The organism is Novosphingobium sp. 1529, assembly GCF_040544855.1.
Taxonomy (GTDB): domain Bacteria; phylum Pseudomonadota; class Alphaproteobacteria; order Sphingomonadales; family Sphingomonadaceae; genus Novosphingobium; species Novosphingobium capsulatum.
Map to the genome: position 1 here is coordinate 91,150 of NZ_JBEPKW010000011.1, position 23,186 is coordinate 114,335.

At 65.2% G+C, this 23,186-nt stretch carries 23 protein-coding genes and 1 pseudogene; 17 read left to right on the forward strand and 7 right to left on the reverse strand.

Translation table 11 applies throughout. The features are described from left to right. Positions 1-59 precede the first annotated feature (59 nt). Positions 60-545: a helix-hairpin-helix domain-containing protein gene (locus ABIC78_RS17660; protein ID WP_171795514.1), complete on the forward strand. Its 486-nt coding sequence runs from the start codon at positions 60-62 to the stop codon at positions 543-545. Between the two features lie 4 nt (positions 546-549). Here ABIC78_RS17660 and ABIC78_RS17665 read toward each other — a convergent pair whose 3' ends face one another. Next, a complete protein-coding gene (locus ABIC78_RS17665; protein ID WP_171795515.1) occupies positions 550-1,116 on the reverse strand; it encodes a hypothetical protein in 567 nt (188 codons plus the stop codon). A 146-nt stretch (positions 1,117-1,262) separates the two neighbouring features. Beyond that, complete coding sequence (gene uvrB, locus ABIC78_RS17670; protein ID WP_171795516.1) at positions 1,263-3,449, reverse strand: excinuclease ABC subunit UvrB; 2,187 nt, start codon at positions 3,447-3,449, stop codon at positions 1,263-1,265. Between the two features lie 116 nt (positions 3,450-3,565). Here uvrB and ABIC78_RS17675 point away from each other — a divergent pair, with 116 nt between their 5' ends. Then, positions 3,566-4,159 (forward strand): DUF3617 domain-containing protein, encoded by a 594-nt coding sequence (locus ABIC78_RS17675; RefSeq protein ID WP_062786940.1) that lies wholly within the window; start codon positions 3,566-3,568, stop codon positions 4,157-4,159. A 154-nt stretch (positions 4,160-4,313) separates the two neighbouring features. On the opposite strand, the pseudogene ABIC78_RS17680 reads toward ABIC78_RS17675, so the two are convergent. After that, positions 4,314-4,938: pseudogene (locus ABIC78_RS17680) on the reverse strand (glutathione S-transferase family protein). Between the two features lie 143 nt (positions 4,939-5,081). Here ABIC78_RS17680 and ABIC78_RS17685 point away from each other — a divergent pair. The 7 genes from ABIC78_RS17685 (at position 5,082) to ABIC78_RS17715 (ending at position 11,935) form a co-directional block, all read left to right on the forward strand. Then, positions 5,082-5,870 (forward strand): esterase/lipase family protein, encoded by a 789-nt coding sequence (locus ABIC78_RS17685; RefSeq protein ID WP_354491062.1) that lies wholly within the window; start codon positions 5,082-5,084, stop codon positions 5,868-5,870. A 222-nt stretch (positions 5,871-6,092) separates the two neighbouring features. After that, complete coding sequence (locus ABIC78_RS17690; RefSeq protein ID WP_171795226.1) at positions 6,093-7,526, forward strand: circularly permuted type 2 ATP-grasp protein; 1,434 nt, start codon at positions 6,093-6,095, stop codon at positions 7,524-7,526. Between the two features lie 21 nt (positions 7,527-7,547). Continuing rightward, positions 7,548-8,495 (forward strand): alpha-E domain-containing protein, encoded by a 948-nt coding sequence (locus ABIC78_RS17695; RefSeq protein WP_171795519.1) that lies wholly within the window; start codon positions 7,548-7,550, stop codon positions 8,493-8,495. A 19-nt stretch (positions 8,496-8,514) separates the two neighbouring features. Further along, positions 8,515-9,330, forward strand: a complete 816-nt coding sequence (locus ABIC78_RS17700) for a transglutaminase family protein (RefSeq protein ID WP_171795520.1) — start codon at positions 8,515-8,517, stop codon at positions 9,328-9,330. Between the two features lie 106 nt (positions 9,331-9,436). Next, positions 9,437-10,174 carry a proteasome-type protease gene (locus ABIC78_RS17705; protein WP_022678113.1) on the forward strand — a complete coding sequence of 246 codons (738 nt, stop codon included), beginning with the start codon at positions 9,437-9,439 and terminating at the stop codon, positions 10,172-10,174. A gap of 140 nt (positions 10,175-10,314) precedes the next feature. After that, entirely contained in the window at positions 10,315-11,094 is a 780-nt protein-coding gene (locus ABIC78_RS17710) for a response regulator transcription factor (RefSeq protein ID WP_354491065.1), read from the forward strand. A 424-nt stretch (positions 11,095-11,518) separates the two neighbouring features. Next, a complete protein-coding gene (locus ABIC78_RS17715) occupies positions 11,519-11,935 on the forward strand; it encodes a hypothetical protein (protein WP_171795521.1) in 417 nt (138 codons plus the stop codon). A gap of 127 nt (positions 11,936-12,062) precedes the next feature. Here ABIC78_RS17715 and ABIC78_RS17720 read toward each other — a convergent pair whose 3' ends face one another. Further along, positions 12,063-12,758, reverse strand: coding sequence for an extensin-like domain-containing protein (locus ABIC78_RS17720; RefSeq protein ID WP_354491067.1), 696 nt, complete (start codon positions 12,756-12,758; stop codon positions 12,063-12,065). Positions 12,759-12,967: 209 nt separating this feature from the next. Here ABIC78_RS17720 and ABIC78_RS17725 point away from each other — a divergent pair, with 209 nt between their 5' ends. The 4 genes from ABIC78_RS17725 (at position 12,968) to ABIC78_RS17740 (ending at position 16,746) form a co-directional block, all read left to right on the forward strand. Continuing rightward, complete coding sequence (locus ABIC78_RS17725) at positions 12,968-14,104, forward strand: phosphoserine transaminase (RefSeq protein ID WP_054132684.1); 1,137 nt, start codon at positions 12,968-12,970, stop codon at positions 14,102-14,104. Between the two features lie 198 nt (positions 14,105-14,302). Then, on the forward strand, positions 14,303-15,886 hold the full coding sequence (serA, locus tag ABIC78_RS17730; RefSeq protein WP_171795522.1) for a phosphoglycerate dehydrogenase: 1,584 nt from the start codon (positions 14,303-14,305) through the stop codon (positions 15,884-15,886). A 96-nt stretch (positions 15,887-15,982) separates the two neighbouring features. Then, positions 15,983-16,330: a YigZ family protein gene (locus ABIC78_RS17735; protein WP_171795523.1), complete on the forward strand. Its 348-nt coding sequence runs from the start codon at positions 15,983-15,985 to the stop codon at positions 16,328-16,330. Between the two features lie 77 nt (positions 16,331-16,407). Further along, the gene (locus tag ABIC78_RS17740; RefSeq protein ID WP_354491070.1) at positions 16,408-16,746 is read left to right on the forward strand and encodes a hypothetical protein; all 339 of its coding nucleotides are present in this window, start codon (positions 16,408-16,410) and stop codon (positions 16,744-16,746) included. 4 nt (positions 16,747-16,750) lie between these two features. Here the strand turns inward: ABIC78_RS17740 and ABIC78_RS17745 are convergent, their stop codons facing one another. The 3 genes from ABIC78_RS17745 to ABIC78_RS17755 form a co-directional block, all read right to left on the reverse strand. Further along, positions 16,751-16,927: a hypothetical protein gene (locus ABIC78_RS17745; protein ID WP_171795524.1), complete on the reverse strand. Its 177-nt coding sequence runs from the start codon at positions 16,925-16,927 to the stop codon at positions 16,751-16,753. Between the two features lie 75 nt (positions 16,928-17,002). Further along, positions 17,003-18,325 (reverse strand): HD-GYP domain-containing protein, encoded by a 1,323-nt coding sequence (locus tag ABIC78_RS17750; protein WP_171795525.1) that lies wholly within the window; start codon positions 18,323-18,325, stop codon positions 17,003-17,005. Between the two features lie 196 nt (positions 18,326-18,521). Then, positions 18,522-18,698 carry a hypothetical protein gene (locus tag ABIC78_RS17755; RefSeq protein ID WP_171795526.1) on the reverse strand — a complete coding sequence of 59 codons (177 nt, stop codon included), beginning with the start codon at positions 18,696-18,698 and terminating at the stop codon, positions 18,522-18,524. 90 nt (positions 18,699-18,788) lie between these two features. On the opposite strand from ABIC78_RS17755, the gene ABIC78_RS17760 reads away from it, so the two are divergent. The 4 genes from ABIC78_RS17760 (at position 18,789) to ABIC78_RS17775 (ending at position 23,108) form a co-directional block, all read left to right on the forward strand. Further along, positions 18,789-19,937, forward strand: coding sequence for an ATP phosphoribosyltransferase regulatory subunit (locus tag ABIC78_RS17760; protein ID WP_171795527.1), 1,149 nt, complete (start codon positions 18,789-18,791; stop codon positions 19,935-19,937). A 143-nt stretch (positions 19,938-20,080) separates the two neighbouring features. Next, on the forward strand, positions 20,081-21,370 hold the full coding sequence (locus ABIC78_RS17765) for an adenylosuccinate synthase (protein WP_171795528.1): 1,290 nt from the start codon (positions 20,081-20,083) through the stop codon (positions 21,368-21,370). 30 nt (positions 21,371-21,400) lie between these two features. After that, the gene (locus ABIC78_RS17770; protein WP_171795529.1) at positions 21,401-21,949 is read left to right on the forward strand and encodes a L,D-transpeptidase family protein; all 549 of its coding nucleotides are present in this window, start codon (positions 21,401-21,403) and stop codon (positions 21,947-21,949) included. A 106-nt stretch (positions 21,950-22,055) separates the two neighbouring features. Then, positions 22,056-23,108 carry a winged helix DNA-binding protein gene (locus tag ABIC78_RS17775; protein ID WP_171795530.1) on the forward strand — a complete coding sequence of 351 codons (1,053 nt, stop codon included), beginning with the start codon at positions 22,056-22,058 and terminating at the stop codon, positions 23,106-23,108. Positions 23,109-23,186 lie beyond the last annotated feature (78 nt).

Sequence of the window (23,186 nt, forward strand, 5' to 3'; positions counted from 1 at the left end):
CCCGGCGCGCTTGTTGCCATGGCGGTTCCATTCGCTTTGCTGACATGGAACTTTAGACGATGCTGCAACTGATCGAGGCCAACTGGCAACTGGTGGCAGGCGCGGTAGCGCTGCTGCTAGTGGTGGCGTTCCTCCTGCTGCGCCGGGGTGGCAAGGCACCCGAACGCCGCGAATTCAACGATGTCCTGTCCGAAGGCGCGGCGCCTGCGCAGCGCAATACGGCGCTGATCGATACGCCGCCCGCCGCCGCCATCCCCGTGCCGCCGCCATCCACAGCGCCGCCGGCCGAAGCTGTGGCGGCTGCCGGTGGCGATGACCTCACTCGCATCAAGGGCCTGGGGCCCAAGCTCAAGACGCTGCTGGCCAGCCTGGGTGTGACGCAGTTTGCGCAGATTGCCGCCTGGACCGACGAGGACGTGGCCCGCATCGATGCGCAGCTTGGCGCTTTTGCCGGCCGCCCCACGCGCGACAATTGGGTGGAGCAGGCCAAGCTGCTGAGCAGCGGCGATACCGCTGCCTATGAGGACAAGTTCGGGAAGCTCTAAAGCTTCATTCCTGGGCCTGGGGCGCGGCCGGTGTCGCCCCCGTGGCCGGGCGCGCGCCGCAGCGGCGGATCAGCGCGCGCACCAGATCGCTGCCCGGCACGCTGATCTTGCCGGCATCGGGCAGGGTGCCGGTAAACGGTCCATCGAAAACCTCGGCCGCCGGATCGCCTGCAGGCAGGCTCCCTTGCCACAGATAGCCCGGCAAACCTGGCACCGAGGTGGCATCCACTGCCAGGCGCACGATGCGCTTGCGTCCCTGCAGGGCAAACAGCGCCTGCGCGCCCACTTCAGCCGGGACATGCCGGGTTACCACCAGAACCCCCTGGCGGCACGATAGCGAAAGATCTGGCCCCGCGCCCGGCGCGCCGAAACGCACGCTGTCCCCACCCGGGGCCCCGGCCCAGACCGGCTTGTCGTTACCCGCCGGGGCCGCCGGCAAAGGCTGGCTTTCCGGCAAAGGTACACGCACGGCGTTGAGCGGGGTGCCGCTGTCCTGCGAGGCTGGGGCTTGCTGCGAGCAGGCGGCGAGGATGGACAGGGCGAGCGGGCAAACGGTTTTACGCGATATCATGGCGCAGTTGCTATCGTGGACAAGCGTGGCAGGCAACCATCCCCCCCTCCGACGGCCTGCGGCCGCCACCTCCCCCCGCTGTGCGGAGGGAGGATTTAGCCCCTCCCGCTTGCGGGAGGGGTTGGGGAGGGCGTGTTAGCAGCCGCTCACTTGCCCCATTTCTTCTGCGTCTTGCCGTAACGCATCTTGCGGGTGCCGGGCTTGCCTTCGTTGCTGCGGCCCACCACGGGTGCTTTGCGATCGCCTTCGGGCAGGCCAAGTTCGGTCGATTCCAGGCGGCGGATTTCGTCGCGCAGGCGGCCGGCTTCTTCGAATTCCAGGTCGGCGGCGGCATTGCGCATGCGCTTTTCCAGGTCTTCGATGTGGCTGCGCAGGTTGTGGCCCACGAGGTTGTTGGTGCTGTCGTCGTCCAGGTCCACCAGCACGCCGTCGCGGCTGGCAGTATCGGCGATGATATCGGCGATCTGGCGCTTGATCGTGGCCGGGGTGATCCCGTGCAACTCGTTATAGGCGTTCTGCTTTTCGCGGCGACGATCGGTTTCAGCGATCGCGCGCTCCATGCTCCCGGTCATGCGGTCGGCATAGAGGATCACGCGCCCATCGACGTTGCGCGCGGCCCGGCCGATAGTCTGGATCAGCGAGGTTTCCGAACGCAGGAAGCCTTCCTTGTCAGCATCGAGAATGCACACCAGCCCGCATTCGGGAATATCGAGCCCTTCGCGCAGCAGGTTGATGCCCACCAGCACGTCATAAACGCCCAGACGCAGGTCGCGGATCAGCTCAATGCGCTCCAGCGTCTCGACGTCGGAATGCATGTAGCGCACGCGCAGGCCGGCCTCGTGCATGAACTCGGTCAGGTCTTCGGCCATGCGCTTGGTCAGCGTGGTCACCAGCGTGCGATAGCCGTTCTGCGCTGTGAGGCGGCATTCGTTGATGCAATCCTGCACCTGGTCTTCCACCGGGCGGATGAGCACCGGCGGATCGATCAGCCCGGTCGGGCGGATGACCTGCTCGGCAAACACGCCGCCGGCCTGTTCCATCTCCCAATTGCCGGGCGTTGCCGAAACGGCGAAGGTCTGCGGGCGCATCGCCTCCCATTCGTTGAAGCGCAGGGGGCGGTTGTCGATGCAACTGGGCAGGCGAAAGCCGTATTCGGCCAGAGTCATCTTGCGGCGATGGTCCCCGCGCGCCATCGCGCCGATCTGCGGCACGGTCTGGTGGCTTTCGTCCACGAACAGCAGCGCGTTGTCGGGCAGGTATTCGAACAGGGTTGGCGGCGGCTCGCCCGGCAGGCGGCCGGTGAGGAAGCGGGAATAGTTCTCGATCCCCGCGCACGAACCGGTGGCGGCCATCATTTCCAGGTCGAAATGGGTGCGCTGTTCCAGACGCTGTGCTTCGAGCAGCTTGCCTTCGGCATGAAGCTCCTTGAGCCGTTCGGCCAGTTCGAACTTGATCGCCTCGCGCGCCTGCATCAGCGTGGGGCCGGGCGTGACGTGGTGCGAATTGGCATAGACCCGCACCTGGGAAAGACGCGTGTCGGCCTTGCCGGTAAGGGGGTCGAACTCGGCAATCTCCTCGATCTCGTCGCCAAAGAACGTCACGCGCCAGGCGGTGTCTTCGTAGTGCGAGGGGAAGATTTCGAGGTTGTCACCGCGCACGCGGAACGTGCCGCGCTGAAACGCATGGTCGTTGCGCTTGTATTGCAGGGCGACCAGCTTGCGCACGATCTCGCCCTGGTCGACGCTTTCGCCCTTCTTGAGGTCGAACACCATGGCCGAATAGGTTTCGACCGAGCCGATGCCATAGAGGCACGAGACCGAGGCGACGATGATCACGTCGTCGCGTTCGAGCAAGGCGCGCGTGGCCGAGTGGCGCATGCGATCGATCGCCTCGTTCACCGAGCTTTCCTTCTCGATGTAGGTGTCGGAGCGCGGCACATAGGCTTCGGGCTGATAATAATCGTAGTACGAGACGAAATATTCCACCGCGTTTTCGGGGAAAAAGCTCTTCATCTCGCCATAAAGCTGCGCCGCCAAAATCTTGTTGGGCGCCAGGATCAGGGCGGGGCGCTGCAATTCCTCAATCACCTTGGCCATGGTGAACGTCTTGCCCGAGCCGGTCACGCCCAGCAGCACCTGCGTGCGCTCGCCCTCGCGCGCGCTGGCGACCAGGTCGGCAATCGCGGTGGGCTGGTCGCCAGCCGGCTGATACTCCGACACCACCTTGAATGGGCGGCCCGGCTCCAGCTTTGCAGGCCGCTGCGGCTTGTGCGGGACAAAGTTGCCAGACGTATCGGGCTCTTCCAGCCCCCTGCGGATGATGATTTCGGCCATGGGCAACATATGGGGAACACCAGGCCCAGATGCAATCGGCCCCAAAGCGCCCGATCGCGCCATGGCCATGGCCCGGTGAGCGTGATAGCGTCATGTCCCCAAACGGGAGAGTGACGATGATTGCCAAGACCCCATCCGCCTTGCTCGGACCTGTCCTGCTGACCCTGGCTGTTCTGCTGCCGGGCTGCAAGAAAGAGCCGGCCGTAGTAGCCAAGGATGCCGATGCCGGTGAAGTGGCGGCCAAAGTGGCGGGCGCGGGAGTGAAGTTTCAGCCTGGCGCCTGGAGCACCCAGGTCAAGGCGATCGATATCGACATGCCCGGCATGCCGCCGGAAATGGTGGCGGGAATGAAGGACGCGATGGGCCACGCCCGCGCCGAGCGGTCATGCCTGACCAAGGAAAAGGCCGCACGCCCCGATGGCGATTTCTTCGGCCAGGCCGACAAGTCGTGCCGCTACAAGACCTTCACCATGGCCGATGGCAAGATCGACGGTGTGCTCAACTGCGGCCACAACGGCAGCACGCAGACGATCACGCTCAAAGGCACCTATGGCAGCGATCACTTCACCATGGACATGGACATGACCGGCAGCGGCCCGGGCGGCAAGCAGATGCGCATGCACGTGGCCACCCAGTCCAACCGCGTGGGTGAATGCACCCCGCAGGAAAAAACCCAGGCCGACGCCGATGAAAAGGCGGCGGCGATCTAGGGAAGGGGGATTTCGGGTGTAACCCGCCTCCTGTCGTAATCGCGTTCCAACCAAGCCTTGCTGGTTCGCACACGAAGCCACGAAGCCCAGGCACTTACTTCTTCGTGTCTTCGTGGCTTCGTGTGCATTTCAGGCGAAACACGGCCGGCCGCATTCAATCGTAGGCGTAAGGCCCGCCCACTTCGATCGCGCGGCGATAGGCGGGGAGGGCCTGGATCTTGTCCAGCCAGGCGATCGTGTGGGGCCGCGTTTGGTCAAGGCCGGCACGGGCGCGGGCGGCCTCGATCGGGAAGCTCATCATGACGTCGGCCGCGGTCATGGCGGGACCGGCAAACCAGGGGCGGCTGGCCAGTTCGCGCTCGACGAAATCGAGATGCACATCGATCATCGGCTGGATGCGCTTCAAGGCGATCTTGCCCATGATCGGCACGTGCGACAGCACCAGCTTGAGCAGGAGCGGCGGCATCAACGACCCTTCGGCATAGTGCAGGAACATGCGATAGCGCAGCGCATCCTGCTCATCGGTAGGGGCGCCCAGCTGCCCGCCGGCCTTGTCCACCAGGTATTCCACGATCGCGCCGCTTTCGGCCAGGATGCGGCCCTCGTCTTCGATCACCGGGGACTTGCCGAGCGGGTGGACCGCGCGCAGTTCGGGCGGCGCCAGCATCGTCTTGGCGTCGCGCTCATAGCGCTTCACCGTGTAGGGAAAGCCCAGTTTCCTCCAGCAGCCAAAGCACACGTTGCGAGCGCGAATTGTTGAGGTGGTGGACGGTGATCATGGGGCCTCCTTGAACGGCGCGCGCCGGGCTGGCGAAGCTGGCTGCCACTTTAGCCTATCGGGCGAATGTGACATGAATTTGAAACAATTCCGTCTTTCTGGCGTTCCTTCCCGGCGTCCGATAGCTGTTTGCCGGTGATTCCCATGGCCACGCAACCTTCCTCTCCGCCACGCAGCGCGTGGGCACACCTCGAAACGCTGGGTGCTGCCCTGGCGCGGCGGCGTGCGTTGGCATTTGCGCCCCGGCCCGAGGGCGTGCGCGGCCCAGCCTGGCCGCAGCTGATCGGCGAACTGGCCACCCCGATTGACCATTGGCAGGCCGCGCGCGGCGCGCCGCTGCCCTCCTATCCACCCGCGCGCCATGCCCGGCCGGTGATGCTGCTGCCCGGGTTCGGCACCCATCCAGTGCGCATGAAGCCGCTGGCCACGGCACTGGAAAGCGCGGGCCATCGCGTGAGCGACTGGGGCCTGGGCTTCAATTTCGGATCGAGCGAGGACCGCTTTGAACGACTGGCCGAGCGGGTGGAGACAATGGCCCGGCGCGAGGGCGAGCCATTGGTTCTAATAGGCTGGAGCCTGGGCGGACTGTTCGCGCGCCAACTGGCCAAGACCTGTCCGGACCATGTCGGCCTGGTGATCACCATGGGCACACCCTTTTCGGGTGACCGCCGCGCCAACAATGCCTGGCGCGCCTATCAGGTCGTCGCCGGCCACAGCGTGGACGACGCGCCAATGGCCCAGGATCTGGCCACCAAACCGCCGGTGCCGACGATCGCACTGTGGAGCCCGCGCGACGGGATCATCGCACCGCGCAGCGCGGCCGGCTGGCCAGGTGAGCGCGATTTGGCCGTGCCGCTGCGCGTAACGCATTTGGGCTTTGCCGCCCATCCGCAGGTGGCCCGCACGCTCGTCGATCTTGTCGCGCGCTACTGAGTCTGTAGGGGCAGATTTCGCCGTTCCGGGCGGTCTGATCGATTTTCCTGCCAGTAAACGCACGAAAACTGGCGCGAACCGACGCGGCGCGGATGCTGCCACGCCACATCGCCCTGTGCAAGGGCCCGCGCCACGATGGATTCAATTGTTTCGCACGCGCAGCATCGGCGCTTGCGGCGGGCCGAATCGTGTGCAAGCAATGGGCCAGACGGGAGGTTCTGCATGACCAAATCCTCGCTCTCGTCCTATGACGAGATGCTTGAAGCCGATGGCTCCACACGCCCTGCCTACAGCGGGTATTGCGAGTGGCTGAAAGAGCAGCCACCAGAATTGCTGCGGCGAAAATCGGGCGAAGCCGAAGCCTTTTTCCGCAAGACTGGGATTACCTTCAACGTTTACGGCAACGAGGACGCCGAAGAGCGCCTCATCCCCTTCGACATGGTCCCCCGGATCATCAACGCCGCGCAGTGGCGCCGCCTGTCGAAGGGCATCGAGCAGCGGGTGCGCGCGCTGAACGCTTTCCTCCACGATCTCTATCATCGCCAGGAAATCGTCCGATCCGGGCGCCTGCCCGAACGCGTTCTCAAGGGTAACAAGGCCTTTCTGCCGCAGATGGCCGGCTTTACCCCGCCGGGCGGCGTCTATACTCACATCGTCGGCATCGACCTTGTCCGCACCGGCGAGGACGATTTCATGGTGCTGGAAGACAATGCCCGCACACCATCGGGCGTGTCCTACATGCTCGAAAACCGCGAAACCATGATGGCCATGTTCCCCGAACTGTTCACCAAGGTGCGGGTGCGCGAGGTTTCCGATTATCCCCGCCGCCTGGCGCGCAGCCTGGCTGCCTGCGCCCCGCCGGCGGCAAGCGGGCACAAGCCGGTGGTGGCGGTGCTGACGCCGGGCACGTTCAACAGCGCCTATTACGAGCACGCCTTCCTGGCGGACCAGATGGGTGCCGAACTGGTCGAAGGCAGCGACCTCAAGGTGGAGAACGGCCGCGTTGCCATGCGCACCACGCGCGGCTGGCAGGCGATCGACGTGCTCTATCGCCGGGTCGACGACGATTACCTCGATCCGCTGTCGTTCAAGCCTGAAAGCGTGCTGGGCGTTTCGGGGATCATGGATGTCTATCGCGCTGGCGGCATCACCATCGCCAATGCGCCGGGCACCGGGATCGCCGATGACAAGGCGATCTACAGCTTCATGCCCGACATCGTCGAATTCTATACCGGGGAAAAGCCGATCCTGGCCAACGTGCCGACCTGGCGCTGTGCAGAGGCCGATTCGCTGGCCTATGTGCTCGACAACCTGGAAGACCTGGTGGTCAAGGAAGTGCATGGCTCGGGCGGCTATGGCATGCTGATCGGGCCGACCTCGTCGCGCCGGGAAATCGCGATGTTTGCCGAAAAGCTGCGCGCCAATCCCGATAATTACATCGCCCAGCCAACGCTTTCGCTCTCTACTGTGCCGATCTTCACCAAGGCCGGCCTGGCGCCGCGCCATGTCGACCTGCGCCCGTTCGTGCTGGTCTCGCCGCAGGGGATCGACATCACGCCTGGTGGCTTGACGCGGGTGGCGCTCAAGAAAGGATCGCTGGTGGTCAATTCGTCGCAAGGGGGCGGCACCAAGGACAGCTGGGTGCTGGACGATTGAGGCGGAAGGGAAAACGATAAAATGCTTGGACGTTCCGCTAACGGCATCTTCTGGCTGTTCCGCTATCTCGAACGCGCGGAAAACACCGCGCGGCTGGTAGAGGCCGGCTTTCGCATGGCGCTGACCCGCGACGCCGCCGATGCCAGCGACGAATGGCGCTCGGTCATCGTCACGCTGGGATTGCAGGGGGCCTATCAGGCCAAGTTCGGCAGCGACTATGCTGGCAGCAACGTGTTCAACTTCATCCTGCGCGATCGCGACAACCCCGGCAACGTGCTGAGCATGGTCGAGCAGGCGCGCCACAACGCGCGCATGGTTCGCACCGGCATCACGCGCGAGGTGTGGGAGGCGGTCAATGAAAGCTGGATGATCCTCAAGCAGGAGCTGGCCCGCACTGTCACCGAAACGCGCCTGGGCGGCGTGCTCGATCTGATTCGCCGCCAGTCCACCCTGGTGCGCGGGGCGATGGAAGGCACGATGCTGCGCAACGACATCTATTACTTCGCCCGCGCCGGCAGCTTTATCGAGCGGGCAGACAACACCGCGCGCCTGCTCGATGTGAAGTATTATGTGCTGCTGCCTTCGGTGTCCTATGTCGGCTCCAGTCTGGACAACGTGCAGTGGGACAACGTGCTGCGCGCCGTGGCCGGGGACCGTGCCTATCGCTGGCTCAACGCCGGGCGGATGGAGGCACGCGGCATTGCCGAGTTCCTCATGCTCGACGGGCGTTTTCCGCGCAGCCTGGCGTTCTGCTATGCCCAGTTGCGCGACTATCTCGATCGGCTGGCGGCCGAGTATGGCGATCGGCTGGAAACGCACGAGATTGCCGCGCGCACGCACGAGCAGCTCAAGAGCCAGACCATCGATGGCGTGTTCGAGCACGGGCTCCACCAGGTGATCGGCCAGTTCATCGCCGCCAACAACCACCTCGCGCAGCAGATCCAGCGCGACTATCGCTTTACCGAATAAGGAAAGGGGAAGGCCGCCCATGCGCCTCGCGATCAGCCACACCACGCGCTACACCTTTTCCACGCCGGTGGCCCACGGGCTGCAACGCCTGCGCCTCACCCCGCTGGCCTGCCGCGGGCAAAGCGCGGAGTTCTGGGAGATCGAGCTGGAGGGCGCGCGGCCCGAGGTGTCCTATGACGACGAAAACGGCAACCGCGTCACGCTGATCTCGTTCGTGCCCGGCGCGCGCGAGGTGGTGATTCGCAGCCAGGGCGTGGTACAGACAGCCGACAATGCCGGGGTGATGGGCAAGCAGCCCGGCCATCTGCCGCTGTGGCATTTTACCGAGCAGACCGCATTGACGAGGGGCGGCGCGCGCGTGCGCGCGCTGGTCGATGCCCTGCCCCAAGAGGCGGAAGACGTGCTGGCCCGGCTCCATGCGCTCAGTGCCTTGGTGCGCGAGGCGGTGGCCTATGAAAGCGGGCACACCGATGTTGCCACCTCGGCCGAGCAGGTGCTCGCCGCCGGGCGCGGGGTGTGCCAGGACCAGGCCCACGTGTTCATCGCCGCCGCGCGCCTGCTGGGTGTTCCCGCGCGCTATGCCAGCGGCTACCTGATGATGGACGATCGGGTGGAACAGGATGCCGGCCATGCCTGGGCACAGGCCCATGTGCCGGGGCTGGGCTGGGTCGGCTTCGATATCGCCAACGCGATCTGCCCCGATGCGCGCTATGTCCACCTGGCGACTGGCTGTGATTACACGGCCTGCGCGCCGATCACCGGCATCCGCTATGGCGCGCGTGACGAAGCGATGCATGTCAGCCTGGCCGTTGAACAACAGCGCATGGAACAATAAGACCCTGCGTGAAGGCCACGGTGCCGCCAAGGGCATTGCGGCAGGCATCGCAGGTGTAGGATAGTGGGGAACCGGCCGGCGCGCGCCGGCCGGACGGGGACGGACAATGACCTATTGCGTGGGGATGATGCTCGACAAGGGGCTCGTCCTGATGAGCGACACCCGCACCAATTCGGGCGTCGACAACATTTCGGTATTCCGCAAGAGCTTTACCTGGTCGGTGCCGGGCGAGCGGGTCATCACGATCATGACGGCGGGCAACCTCGCGACGACTCAGGCAGTGATCAGCCAGCTTGAGGAGCGCAACAAGGCGCCCAGCGAGCGGCGCCCGTCGATCCTCGAAGAACCCACCATGTTCCAGGTTGCAACCCATGTCGGCAACCTGTTGCGCGGCGTGATCGAGGGGCGCCAATCCGGCCCGGTGCAGGGCGAGGGCGCGCGCTTTACCGCGACGATGATCGTGGCAGGCCAGATCAGGGACATGGAGCCGCGCCTGTTCATGATCTATCCCGAAGGCAACTTCATCGAGGCGAGCTTCGATACGCCGTTTTTCCAGATCGGTGAAACCAAGTATGGCCGGCCGATCCTGCTGCGCGGCTATGACAAGGGCATGGATTTCGAACAGGCGGTCAAGCTGCTGATGGTCTCGTTCGATTCGACCGTTGCGGCCAATCTCTCGGTGGGCTTGCCGTTCGATCTGACGGTCATCGCGCGCGACCAGTTCGAGCCATTGCACCAGCGCCGCATCCGCGCCGACGATCCCTATTTCAACGCGATTTCGTCCAGCTGGAGCGAGGCGCTGCGCAACGCGTTCCATCAGCTGCCAGACTATAGGTTCGATTAATCGGATAATGTGCCACTCTGGATCATTACCACCGCGTTAATGACGAAAATTCACGTTTCGAAACGCAATATGTCATTAACAAACCTCGGGAAACGCCACAGCTTGGGGTGCGGCGGACACTTAGGGGCAGGTCAACAAAGTTGTCATATCTCGGCGATCTTCAGCCAAATAGTTGGCTCCGCTTCGGAGCCGAATTCCCTAAGGAATATGGGCAGCTAACCGGTCTTGAGTCCGACGGAAGCGTTCAGTTCGAAGCATTCATGCGTGGCGTGGAAGCAGCCCGTAGTGGTTACTTCGGAACCATGGTCGAACGTGTCACACTCCACATCCTCGATAGCGACTCTGCCCGCCGGGCACAGCTTGCTCGTCTCGCCTTTGCCGCCGGACATCATGCCGAAATTTACGGCAGTACGGACGAGTTGCTGGCGCACGCACCTAGTACCGGGCTGCTCTTGGCGCATGACGATCCGCCCGGAGAGGCAGTGCCGGCGCTGATAGCGGCGATGATGCGTGCCGGGCACTGGCTGCCAGTTATCGCCATTGGCAATGCCCCGGAAACCTGGGCGGTGGTGCGCACGATCAAGGCGGGGGCCCTCGATTACCTGGCGATTCCCAACCAGATTGGTCCGCTCAACGAGGCGATCAGCCGCGCCGCGCACGAAGCCGAATCGCACCGCGTGCAACGCGCCCGCGCCGCGGAGGCACGCCAGCGCATCGCCCGCCTCTCGCTGCGCGAACGCGAGGTGCTCGACCGTCTGGCGGAAGGCTGCAGCAACAAGGCCATCGCGCGTGACCTGGATATCAGCCCGCGCACCGTAGAAATCCATCGCATGAAGATGATGGGCAAACTCGGCGCCCGCCACGCCGCCGAGGCGGTGCGCCTGCGGATCGAAGCGACCGGCCTGGGCGACGCAGCCTGAAGCCAGAAAGCACACGCGACATCGGCCTTGAGGGGGGGGGGGCTTCAGGAAGGCGGGAAGCGTGATCTCCCGCCTTTCTCGATTCTGGCAGGCCATCAAGATCCCCCCACACCGTGGGGGAGGTGACAGCCCGCCGGGATGTCGGAGGGGGCATGTTCGCCCAAACGCGTCACGAAAATGCCGTGCCGGGCGCTGCGACGTCACGCGCCGTCAGGCAATGAAGAGAATACAACAAAAGCTTTGACGCGCAGAGGCGCGGAGATCAGTGAGTCTCTGCGCCTCTCCACGAAATCAATCATACTGTCCCAACGACTGGAACGAGGTTTGCTGCGTGCGCCTTGGAAGGTAAAGGCGGGTACAGGTCCAGTGCTGGCCATGGCCGAGATTGGTGGAAAGCTGCCGTTTGCGATGCCAAGTTCTGCTGATGACAGACCGGGTATTTTTCCAACTCAATGATTCGTGGAACGCCGAGCCTAATGATCCCGCACCAGAGGTTCGGGAAGACGGTTCAAAAGTGACATTGCGGTTCCGCTTGAATCCTTGGGCTTATGAGGCGGCAACGGGCGAGCAAGGACTGTTGTCTTTCGGTGGATGTTCGGAATGGAGGCTTGGTCCCACTAACGATGAAGGCTGGTATCGCGGGCAGTGCCGCTATAGCGCCATCGCTCCAGCGTGGGGGGAGTTCTACGAAATTGTCGGCCTTGATGCGCTCGCGCATGCACCGAACGATTGGAAAACGACCAACCACGGGAATGCGGGAAAGCGCCACTTTCTATTCTATTTGCGTGACGAAACGTTTGAGTGCTTTGCGGATGTGTGGGCCTTTTCCCGCTCAAGCTAATGTCCGCAACGGGGCGCTTTCTGCCATACCGGGCGCTCAGCTTTGGCACCTTGCCCGAAGCGGCAGTGATTTTCTAACAATGCCCAAAGGCCGTTTCGTCACGCCGCGTCAGGCCCAATCCACCATCTCACCCACACAGCGGCCGCCCACTCCCCACTTCCAGATGCAGGTGATCGCGGTGCGCCGCGTTGTAATCGGGGCTGAGCACGGTGTTGAAGCGCTTGCACGCGCTGGTGTGGATGGCGCGCAGGAAGGCGCGGATCTGGGGGTCTTCGTCGCGCCAGTCGCGCAGTACGGTGACGCGGCGGCCATCGGCGAGGAGGAAGCCGGAAATGTCGATGGCATTGGCCGTGGCGTGGGCGGAACGGCGCGCGGTGCCAGCCACGTTGCGGCAGTTGTAGCTGCCCATCGTCTCGATCTTGACCAGCGGGCTGCCCAGAATCTGTTGTGCGGCGCGGTCCACGCCAAAGCGCGCCCAGCCTTGCAGCGCATTGGCCAATTGGCACGTCACCGGCCCGGCATTGGCCAGGCCCAGTTGCGTGCTGTCGCTGCGCAAATAGGCCAGGCGCACGCTGCCGAGTGTGCTGCATCCGGCGCCATAATACTGATCGGGCACCGGCACATAGCCGATCGCGTTCTGGCGCAGCGAAACCATGCAGGCGCGCGTGGCGACCGAGCTTGGCACGGGCTGGACGACCGGGTGCGAGACCATGCGCGCCGAAACCGAGCGGGCGGGCCGGCGCGGGCCGCGTGGGGCATCGACACAGCCGGCAAGGGTGATCACCGGCAGCATGGCCCAGCCAAGAAGAACGCGTCGTGCCATAAGGTTAAGCCTGACGCAGTCTTGGTTACTGCAGGGTAAATGGAAAGCCCGCAGATGCGCGTTGCCGCAGTTTTTGCGACGAACCGCGCAGCAGCATGCCGGCGCAGCATTTTTTGCAGGGTCGATTGACAACCCGGCTGGCGTCCTTAGAAGCGGCGCCGGGCCACGCGGTCCCAACGCCGCGCGTGCTCTCTGTGAGGAGAGTCTACATGACTGTTGGTATTCCCGCCGCAAAGCCGGCGCGTCCTTTCTTTTCCTCGGGTCCGTGCGCCAAGCCGCCGGGGTATTCTCTGGACAAACTCGCCACCGAATCGCTGGGTCGTTCGCACCGTGCCAAGATCGGCAAGGCGCGCCTCCAACTCGCCATCGACCTGATGCGCGACGTGCTGCAATTGCCTGCCACCCACCGCATCGGTATCGTGCCCGGTTCCGATACCGGCGCGTTCGAAATGGCGATGTGGACCATGCTGGGCGCCCGCGGCGTGACCACGCTGGCCTGGGAAAGCTTTGGCGAAGGCTGGGTTACCGACGCGGTCAAGCAATTGAAGCTGGAGCCCACCGTGCTCCGCGCCGATTACGGCCAGCTGCCCGATCTGTCCAAGGTCGATTTCGCCGATGACGTGCTGTTCACCTGGAACGGCACCACCAGCGGCGTGCGCGTGCCCGATGGCGAATGGATCCCTGACAATCGCGAAGGCTTGACCTTTGCGGATGCGACCAGCGCGGTCTTTGCCTATGACATTCCGTGGGACAAGATCGACGTGGCGACCTTCTCGTGGCAGAAGGTGCTGGGCGGTGAAGGCGCGCACGGCGTGCTGATCCTCGGCCCCCGCGCGGTCGAACGCCTGGAAACCTATACGCCGGCCTGGCCGCTGCCCAAGGTGTTCCGCCTGGTTTCCAAGGGCAAGCTTGCCGAAGGCGTGTTCAAGGGCGAAACCATCAACACGCCCTCGATGCTGGCGGTGGAAGACGCGATCTTCGCGCTGGAATGGGCCAAGTCGGTCGGTGGTCTCGACGGCCTCAAGGCGCGCTGCACGGCCAACGCCCATGCGCTCGACAAGATCGTTGCCGAACGCAGCTGGCTCGGCCATCTCGCGGTCGACAGCGGCATTCGCTCGCGCACCTCGGTGTGCCTTACCGTCGAAGGCGCTGACGCTGACTTCATCAAGAAGTTTGCCGGCCTGCTCGAAAAGGAAGGCGCCGCCTTTGACATCGCGGGCTATCGCGATGCCCCCGCTGGCCTGCGTATCTGGTGCGGCGCCACGGTGGACACCGCCGATGTTGAGGCGCTCGGCCCCTGGCTCGACTGGGCCTATGCCCAGCTGACGGCCACCGCTGAAGCCTGATTTTCCAGCGGATCAACATTCTCGCGTCACCCCGGACTTGATCCGGGGTCCCGCTGTCCTTTTGCGGCAGTACTACGCTCAAGAAGCGGGATGCCGGATCAAGTCCGGCATGACGGAAGAATGAAACAGCCAATCCCCATTCCTGCCGGCATTCCCGGCATGCGCCGCATCATCCGGCGTTCCCATGGAGCAAAGACCATGACCAAGCCCAAGGTTCTGATTTCCGACAAGATGGACCCCAACGCTGCCCGCATCTTTGAAGAGCGCGGCTGCGACGTTGACGTGATCACCGGCAAGACGCCCGAAGAATTGAAGGCGATCATCGGCCAGTACGATGGCCTGGCGATCCGTTCGTCGACCAAGGTGACCAAGGAAATCCTGGAAGCTGCGACCAACCTCAAGGTTGTTGGCCGCGCCGGCATTGGCGTCGACAACGTCGATATTCCGGCTGCGTCGGCCAAGGGCGTGGTGGTGATGAACACCCCGTTCGGCAACTCGATCACCACGGCCGAACACGCCATCGCCCTGATGTTCGCGCTGGCCCGCCAACTGCCCGAGGCTGACCTTTCGACCCAGGCCGGCAAGTGGGAAAAGAACCGCTTCATGGGCGTGGAAGTGACCGGCAAGACGCTCGGCTTGATCGGCGCGGGCAACATCGGCTCGATCGTTGCCAGCCGTGCGCTCGGCCTCAAGATGAAGGTCGTCGCTTTCGATCCCTTCCTCACGCCCGAGCGTGCGGTGGAAATGGGCGTGGAAAAGGCTGACCTCGATACTCTGCTGGCCAAGGCAGATTTCATCACGCTGCACACCCCGCTGACCGACCAGACGCGCAATATCCTCTCGGCCGAAAACCTGGCCAAGACCAAGAAGGGCGTGCGCATCGTCAACTGCGCGCGCGGTGGCCTGGTCGATGAAAAGGCGCTGAAGGAACTGCTCGATTCCGGCCACATCGCCGGTGCCGCGCTCGACGTGTTCGAAACCGAGCCTGCCAAGGACAGCCCGCTGTTCGGCACGCCCAACTTCATCTGCACCCCGCACCTGGGCGCTTCGACCACCGAAGCTCAGGTCAACGTGGCGCTGCAGGTGGCCGAACAGATGGCCGATTTCCTGGTCACCGGCGGCGTCACCAACGCGCTCAACATGCCTTCGCTTTCTGCCGAGGAAGCGCCCAAGCTCAAGCCCTACATGGCGCTGGCCGAAAAGCTCGGCACCCTGGTGGGCCAGCTGGCGCACGACAACCTCGCTAAGATCGCAATCGAGGTGGAAGGCGCCGCTGCCCAGCTCAACCAGAAGCCGATCACCGCAGCCGTGCTCACCGGCGTGATGAAGCAGTATTCCGACACCGTGAACATGGTCAACGCGCCGTTCCTGGCCAAGGAACGTGGGCTCGACGTGCGCGAAGTGCGCCATGATCGCGAAGGCGAATACCGCACCCTGGTGCGCGTCACCGTCTCGACCAGCCAGGGCGACCGCTCGGTGGCCGGCACGCTGTTCGGCAACGGCCAGCCGCGCCTGGTGGAAATCTTTGGCATCGGCATCGAGGCCGATCTCGATGGCGACATGCTCTACATCGTCAACACCGACGCGCCGGGCTTCATCGGCTCGATCGGGACGCTGCTCGGCACCGCCGGCATCAACATCGGTACGTTCCACCTCGGCCGCCGCGAAGCCGGTGGCGAAGCGGTGCTGCTGCTCTCGGTCGATAGCCCGGTCAGCGAAGCCGTGCTCGCCCAGGCGCGCGAAATCCAGGGCGTGCGCCTGATCAAGGCGCTCAAGTTCTAATTGCTTTGGGCGGCCCGCCGCGCGCGGGCCAAGGCCTGAAAGGCAGGAAAGGGCGGTGCCTTGCGGCGCCGCCCTTTTTGCGTCAGGTCCGCAGCCATGCGTACGCTCGACAACATCGTCTCCGATCGCGGTTCGAAATATGCCGTTTCCGGCGCGCCCTGTGATTCGGCGGAAGAGGCGCGCGCCTTGGTGGAGCAGCTCAAGACCATCAAGAAGTTCGCGAAGGCCACACACAATAGCTGGGGCCTGCTGTGTGCGGCCGGGCCGATCAAGCAAGATGATGGCGAAAGCGGGGCGGGCATGGTGATCCTGCGCATGCTGGAGCGCGAGGGGCTGCGCGATCATCTGGTGATCGTCACGCGCTGGTATGGCGGCAAGCATCTGGGCGGTGATCGTTTCCGCCATGTGCAGACGGCAGTGCGCGCCTATCTGGACAGCCTTTGAGCGCCGGGGAATAACAGGCGCAGGACCTTTGCCCGCGGCCAGTCGTTTACCGGCCACACGCCGATCAAGGACACTGCATGACCAGCACCACCACCACCATTCCCTCGCCGGCCGCCTGGCTGGCCCCGATGATCCCGTTGTGGAACCAGCAGATGATGCTGGGCAGCGAGGCGGCCCTGGTCATTGCGCGGCGGATGTGGCTGCTGGCGCTGGCCGATCCGCGCGCAGCGTCTGAAAGCCAGCGCATGGTGACCGAAAAGGTGGAAACGCTGGGCCAGGTATGGTGGGATCTGGCGCTGGCCCCTTCGCGCGCGCTGCTGGCCGGCAAGGCCATGCCCACGCCGCACGGCCAGGCGCGGCGCGTGGTGCAGACCTACCGGCGCAAGGTACGCGCCAACCTGCGTCGGCTGGGCTGAACCCTCATCGCCGGTGCGCTGCCTTGATCAGGGCCCAGCTCATCGCGCCGCTGATCGCCAGGGCCAGGGCAAAGCCAATCGCCGCGCCCCATTCCGCGCCGCTGCGCCCGGCATAAAGTCCCCCGGCGATCAGGCCGAGAATGGGGAAGATCAACAGTGCAAGGCAACCGATCGCAACCATGGCCTGGCCTGTGCGCGGGCGGCGATGAACCCGGCCTGAGCCGCTTAGCGCCGCGCAACTCGGGCCCAGGTAGGGTCAGGCCACCATGGCGCGCAGGGCTTCAAAGCACGGGCCATCGATCGCCTTGCCCACTTCGGCTTCCATGACCGCCAGGGCGCGGTCCACTGGCATGGCGGCGCGATAGGGGCGATCGGCGGTCAGTGCGTCATAGAAATCGGCAACGCTGATGATGCGCGCCTCGGTGGCGATCAGGCTGTGATTGAGCCCCAGCGGGTAGCCCATGCCGTCCAGCCGCTCGTGATGCGCGCCGGCCACGGCGGCCATGTCGCGCAAGGGGCCGATGCGCGAGAGGATTGCGGTGGTGTGGCTGGCGTGGCTGCGCATTTCCACCCATTCGCCGTCGTCAAGCTTGCCCGGCTTTTCCAGCACCCTGCTCGACACGGCCAGTTTGCCAACGTCATGCAACACGGCAGCCCGGCGCAGCGCGCCCAACTCGGTGTCAGCCAAGCCCACCGCACGCCCAAGCGCCGTGGCATAGCGGCCCACCCGGCAGGAATGGCCGCCGGTATAGGGGCTCTTGGCGTCGATCACCGCGCCAAAGGCATCGGCGATATCGTCGAGATAGGCCTCGTCCACCGTGACACGGGCTTCGACCGGCTCCATCGCCTGGACATGCAGTTCCAGGGCGGGGTCGTTGCAATCGCTCCAGAATTCGGGACGGGCGCTGATCGCCACGAACGCATCGACCAGTTCGGGATCGAGCCAGGTGCCGCGCCGCGCGCGCACTTCGGCCATCGCCGCTTCGGGCCCGGCGGCCATCTGGAACACATCGGCGATCTGCGCCAGCAGGGCGAGCCGCGCGGGCAGGGGAATGGCATGTCCGGCAAGACCCAGCGGCTTGCCACCGCCGTCCCAATGTTCGTCCAGCGCGGCAATGGCGCCAGCAACGCTTTCGGGAAAGCGCAGTTGCCGCGCGATCATGGCGCCGCGGGTGCAGCGGGTCTGGATCAGGTCGGTGGCGATGCGGCTGCCATCGCGCAGGATCGTGGCAATCGCGCGCATGCGCGCTGGCAAGGGCTCGCCCGCGCCCGTGCGGCGAAAGACAAAGCCCAGCGTCGGGCCCAGGCCCTGGCCGATCAGCTTGAACGCCTGCTTGAACGCGCGATCGTCAGCCAGATAGAGCTCGGCAATGCGCGCGGCATTGCTGGAGCAGCCCAGATCCTTGAGCAGCGTGGCATAATAGACCGTGCGCCGCTCTGCCGGCGACAGGCCCAGCGCCATGGCGATCTGGCTGGCGATCCAGCACGCGCGCAGCGAATGGCCGGCCGGCTGCCCCTCGGTCAGATCGAGGGCATAGGAGAATGCGCCGAGAATCTCGCTCAGCGATGTCGTGGCCATGGCTGGTGTGGCGCACGCGAATTCTTGCGCGAAAGCATGGCGCATCGGACGACCCCTGTTTTTTGTCTCCAAATTGGTGACATGATTCGCGTTAAGGTCGCGTTGCCATGCGCCTGCCCTTTTGGGCCATGCCGCCACGGCAAAAAGGGCGGCCGTTTCCAGCCGCCCCTCAGGTTCCAATGGTATTCGCCTGGATTTACCAGTTCACGCCGAGACGGGCATAGAGAAAGCGCCCGTTGAACCCGAATGGCGAAAAGAACGGAAATGCCACGCCGCCGTTGGTGGCCAGCAGGCTGACCGGCACCTTGTCGGGATAGAAATCAAGCAGGTTGTTGGCGCCCAGCTGGCCCAGGGTCCAGTCGAGCGTGCCCACCACCTTTCCGCTGGGGTTGGGCGCGGGACAGGCGCGGGGCGTGGCTTTTTCCCTACCCGGCGCCGGCCAATGCCGCTAAAGGCGCGGGCCATGGACACCCGCGATCCCGATCTCCTGCCCGCCGATCTGCTTCCCGAAGGCCTGGAAGACCGCCTGCCGCGCGCGGCGGCCGCCGCCACGCGCGTGATGCGCACGATCCATGGCGTGATGGAAGGCCATGGCTATGACCGTGTGCTGCCGCCGATGATCGAGTTCGAACGCTCGCTTGCCAGCCGCATGGCCGGGATCAGTTCGCGCCGCATGTTCCGCTTCGTCGATCCGCAATCGCTGCGGATGATGGCGCTGCGCAGCGATATCACCCCGCAGATCGGCCGCATCGCTGGCACCCGCCTGGCCGCCGCGCCGCGCCCGCTGCGCCTGTGCTATGCCGGGCAGGTCGTCACCATCAAGGGCGACGGGCTCGATCCCGCGCGCGAAAAGCTGCAGTGCGGCGCTGAAGTGATCGGGGCCGATAATGTCGCTGCTGCCGCCGAAGTGGTCGCCGTGGCGATCGAGGCGCTTCAGGCCGCCGGGGCAACCGGCGTCAGCGTCGATTTCACTTTGCCCGATCTCGTCGATACCCTGGCGGACAAGGCCTTGCCGCTCGCCCCCGGGCAGATTGACGCCGTGCGGCGCGAACTGGATACCAAGGATGCCGGCGGGCTCGTCGATGCCGGTGGGCAGGCCTATGTGCCGCTGCTCTATGCCACTGGCGATTTTGACACCGCGATCGAAAAGCTGGCGGCGATCGATGCCGGCGGCGCGCTCGCCGGGCGTATCGCTGCCCTGCGCGAGATCGCCGCGCGGCTCGATGGCCGTGCCCGCCTGACGCTCGATCCGTCCGAACGCCATGGCTTTGAATACCAGTCATGGTTCGGCTTCGTGCTCTATGCCGATGGCGTGCGCGGCGCGCTGGGGCGGGGCGGCACCTATCGCATCGCCGCGCCCGATGGCGGCGCGGGCGAAGTGGCGACCGGCTTTTCGCTCTATCCCGATGCGCTGATCGATTTGATCGCCAGTGCCGAGGCGCCGGCCGAAAAGCTGTTCCTGCCGCCGGGCCACGATCGCGCCGCGGCCGGGCGGCTGCGTGCGATCGGCTGGCGCACCGTCGCCGCGCTCGACGCCGGGGACGAACCCGCGGCCTTGGGCTGCACCCACGTTCTGGGGGCAGATGGCCCGGTCGCCCTTCCGGCGGCATGACAGGCTCTTGACTCTGGCGGGGCGGTGCCACTAGGGCGCCCCCCGCACACATCCTGCGCGTCGTCGCGCCCAACCCACCCGCTGCGCCGAGTCCTGTCGAAGGGCGCTGTTCGGGTCCACCTGGCAGGTGGAGGAGTGTATCTGTGGCAAATGTAACCGTGATCGGCGCCCAGTGGGGTGATGAAGGCAAGGGCAAGATCGTCGACTGGCTGGCCAGCCGCGCCGATGCAGTCGTGCGGTTCCAGGGTGGCCACAACGCCGGCCACACCCTGGTGGTGGGCGATCAGGTCTACAAGCTCTCGCTGCTGCCCTCGGGCATCGTCACCGGCACACTGTCGATCATCGGCAACGGCGTGGTGCTCGATCCATGGGCGCTCAAGGCCGAGATCGCAAAGCTCACCGCCCAAGGCGTGGAAATCAACGCCGACAACTTTGCCATTGCCGACAATTGCCCGCTGATCCTGCCGCTGCACCGCGATCTTGATGGCCTGCGCGAAACGGCCGCCGGCGCTGGCAAGATCGGCACCACCGGGCGCGGCATTGGCCCGGCCTATGAAGACAAGGTCGGCCGCCGCGCCATCCGCGTGTGCGATCTCGCGCATCTCGACGCGCTCGATGCGCAACTCGATCGCCTCTGCGCCCACCACGATGCGCTGCGCGCCGGGTTCGGCCAGCCGCCGGTCGATCGCGCGGCGTTGCTGGCAGAGCTGAAGGACATCGCGCCTTACGTGCTGCAGTTCGCGCAGCCGGTGTGGAAGCGCCTCAACGCCGTGCGCAAGGCCGGCGCGCGCATCCTGTTCGAAGGCGCGCAGGGCGTGCTGCTCGATGTGGACCACGGCACGTATCCGTTCGTCACCTCGTCCAACACCGTGTCGGGCACGGCGGCTTCGGGTTCGGGCCTGGGCCCATCATCCACCGGCTTCGTGCTGGGCATCGTCAAGGCCTATACCACCCGCGTCGGCTCTGGCCCGTTCCCCACCGAGCTGGCTGATGACGTGGGCCAGCGGCTGGGCGAACGCGGCCATGAATTTGGCACGGTGACCGGGCGCAAGCGCCGCTGCGGCTGGTTTGATGCCGTGCTCACGCGCCAGTCCTGCGCCATTTCGGGCGTTACCGGTATTGCGCTGACCAAGCTCGACGTGCTCGACGGGTTCGACAAGGTGAAGATCTGCATCGGCTATCGCCTGGGTGGCAAGGTGCTGGACTATTTCCCCAGCCACGCTGCCGACCAGGCCAATGTCGAGCCGATCTACGAGGAAATGGACGGCTGGCAGGAAACCACCGCCGGCGCCCGTTCGTGGGCCGATCTGCCGGCCCAGGCGATCAAGTATATCCAGCGCGTGCAGGAACTGATCGAAACGCCGGTGGCGCTGGTCAGCACCTCGCCCGAGCGTGAGGATACCATTCTCGTGCGCGATCCCTTCGTGGATTGATCGCGCCGGCCAGGGCGATAGGATGGCGCCATGCGCCGCACCATCGCTCTTCTGGCATTGGCATGTGCGGCGGCGGGCTTCTGGGTCTTGCCGCCGCTCTTGCATGAAACGCCCGCGCGGGCGCAGACGGTTGCTGCCGAGGTGGGCGATAGCGGAGCAGAGGTGGCGCGGGTGCGCGTGGAAAAGGCCGCGCGGCGCCTGGTCCTGCTTGATGAGAGTGGGCGCCCTTTGCGCGTCTTCACCGGCATCCAGCTGGGCCCGGCGCCATCCGGCCCCAAGCATTTCGAGGGCGATGGCCGCACGCCCGAGGGGCACTACACCATCGACCACGGCAATCCGGCGAGCGCCTATCATCTCTCGCTGCACATCTCCTATCCCGATGCCGCCGACCGCGCCTATGCCGCGGCGGCCGGCCGCGCGCCGGGCGGGCAGATTTTCCTGCATGGCCAGCCCAACGGCTTTGGCCCCCTGCGCGCGCCGGGCGATTGGACCGAAGGCTGTATCGCGCTCAAAAACTCCGAAATCGAGGAAATCTGGCAGCGCGTGGGCGATGGAACGCCCATAGATATCCTGCCCTGAGTAGCTCTCTCTGGCTCTCTCGCTCCAAAACCGAGGCATCTGGCGTTGACCTGATCCTGCTTTGTTCCGCAAGTGTTCGCATACGCGATTTTACGGAGTGGGGACAATGGGGCAGGCGGCGGCGCGTTTTGACTATGGGTTTTCCGGCGAAAGCGGGGCAACGGGCGACCGGGTGCAAGAGCGTTCTTTCGGCTGGGGCGCCGGGGAAGGGCGCGGGGTTCAGCCGCTTGCCGTGTCGATCTTTGCCGATCGCGGTTATCTGCGCGCTGAAATGGCCGAAGACGCCGCCGCCGCCGGCCTGCGCGTGGCGCAGACCAGCGATCTCGAACGGCTGGTATCCGATGCGGCTGCCCCAGGGCTGGGCGATGTCGTGCTGGTCGATTGCCCGGTGATCGACGGGCTGGAACTGGCCGCGCTGTCGCGGCTCGATAGCTGCGCGGCGCAAAGCGGTTCGCAACTGGTGGTATCCACCAGCATCGGCTCGCTCGATGATGTCTTTGGCTGCCTTGACCAGTCAGAAGCGCAAATCCTGGTCACCCCCAGCCGGGCCGAGCGGGTGATTGCCATGGGCCGGGTGCTCGCTCGCACGGGCAACCGCGTGCGCGAACTGGGTGAGGAAGACCGCCTTACGCTGCTCCGCCTCACCGAGCAGGTCACCAACATCGCCGCTCGACTCGAACAGCTCTCGCCCGGCAACGCGGCCGACGTGGAAAGCGCCTCCGCGTTTCGCTTCAACGGAGAGGGTGGGGAAGCCGGCCCGGCCAAGCTTGATGACGGTACCGATCGCCTGGTGCGCACCGCCCGCCCGCCGCTGCCCGATCCGCGCCTGGTGCGCAAGATCATCCGCCAACGCCAGCTGCGCGCCCGCTTTTTCGAGGGCGACCTGTTCGCCGATCCGGCATGGGACATGCTGCTCGATCTCACCGCCGCGCGCGTCGAACACGTGCGCGTCTCGGTCACTTCGCTGTGCATTGCCTCGGGCGTGCCCCCCACCACCGCGCTGCGCTGGATCGGCCAGATGACCGATGCTGGCTTGCTCCAGCGCGTGGACGACGAAACCGACCGCCGCCGCGCTTTCATCACCCTTACCGACAAGGCCGCCGATGCCATGGCCCGCTACTTCGCCGAACTCGGCTCATCAGCCAACGCGCTGGTCTGATCCCGCCGGCGTTCGTCGCGCGGTGTTGCGATGGCGGCTGAGGCATGCCTCCCGGGCGCCAGCCGCACACCAGTGTTT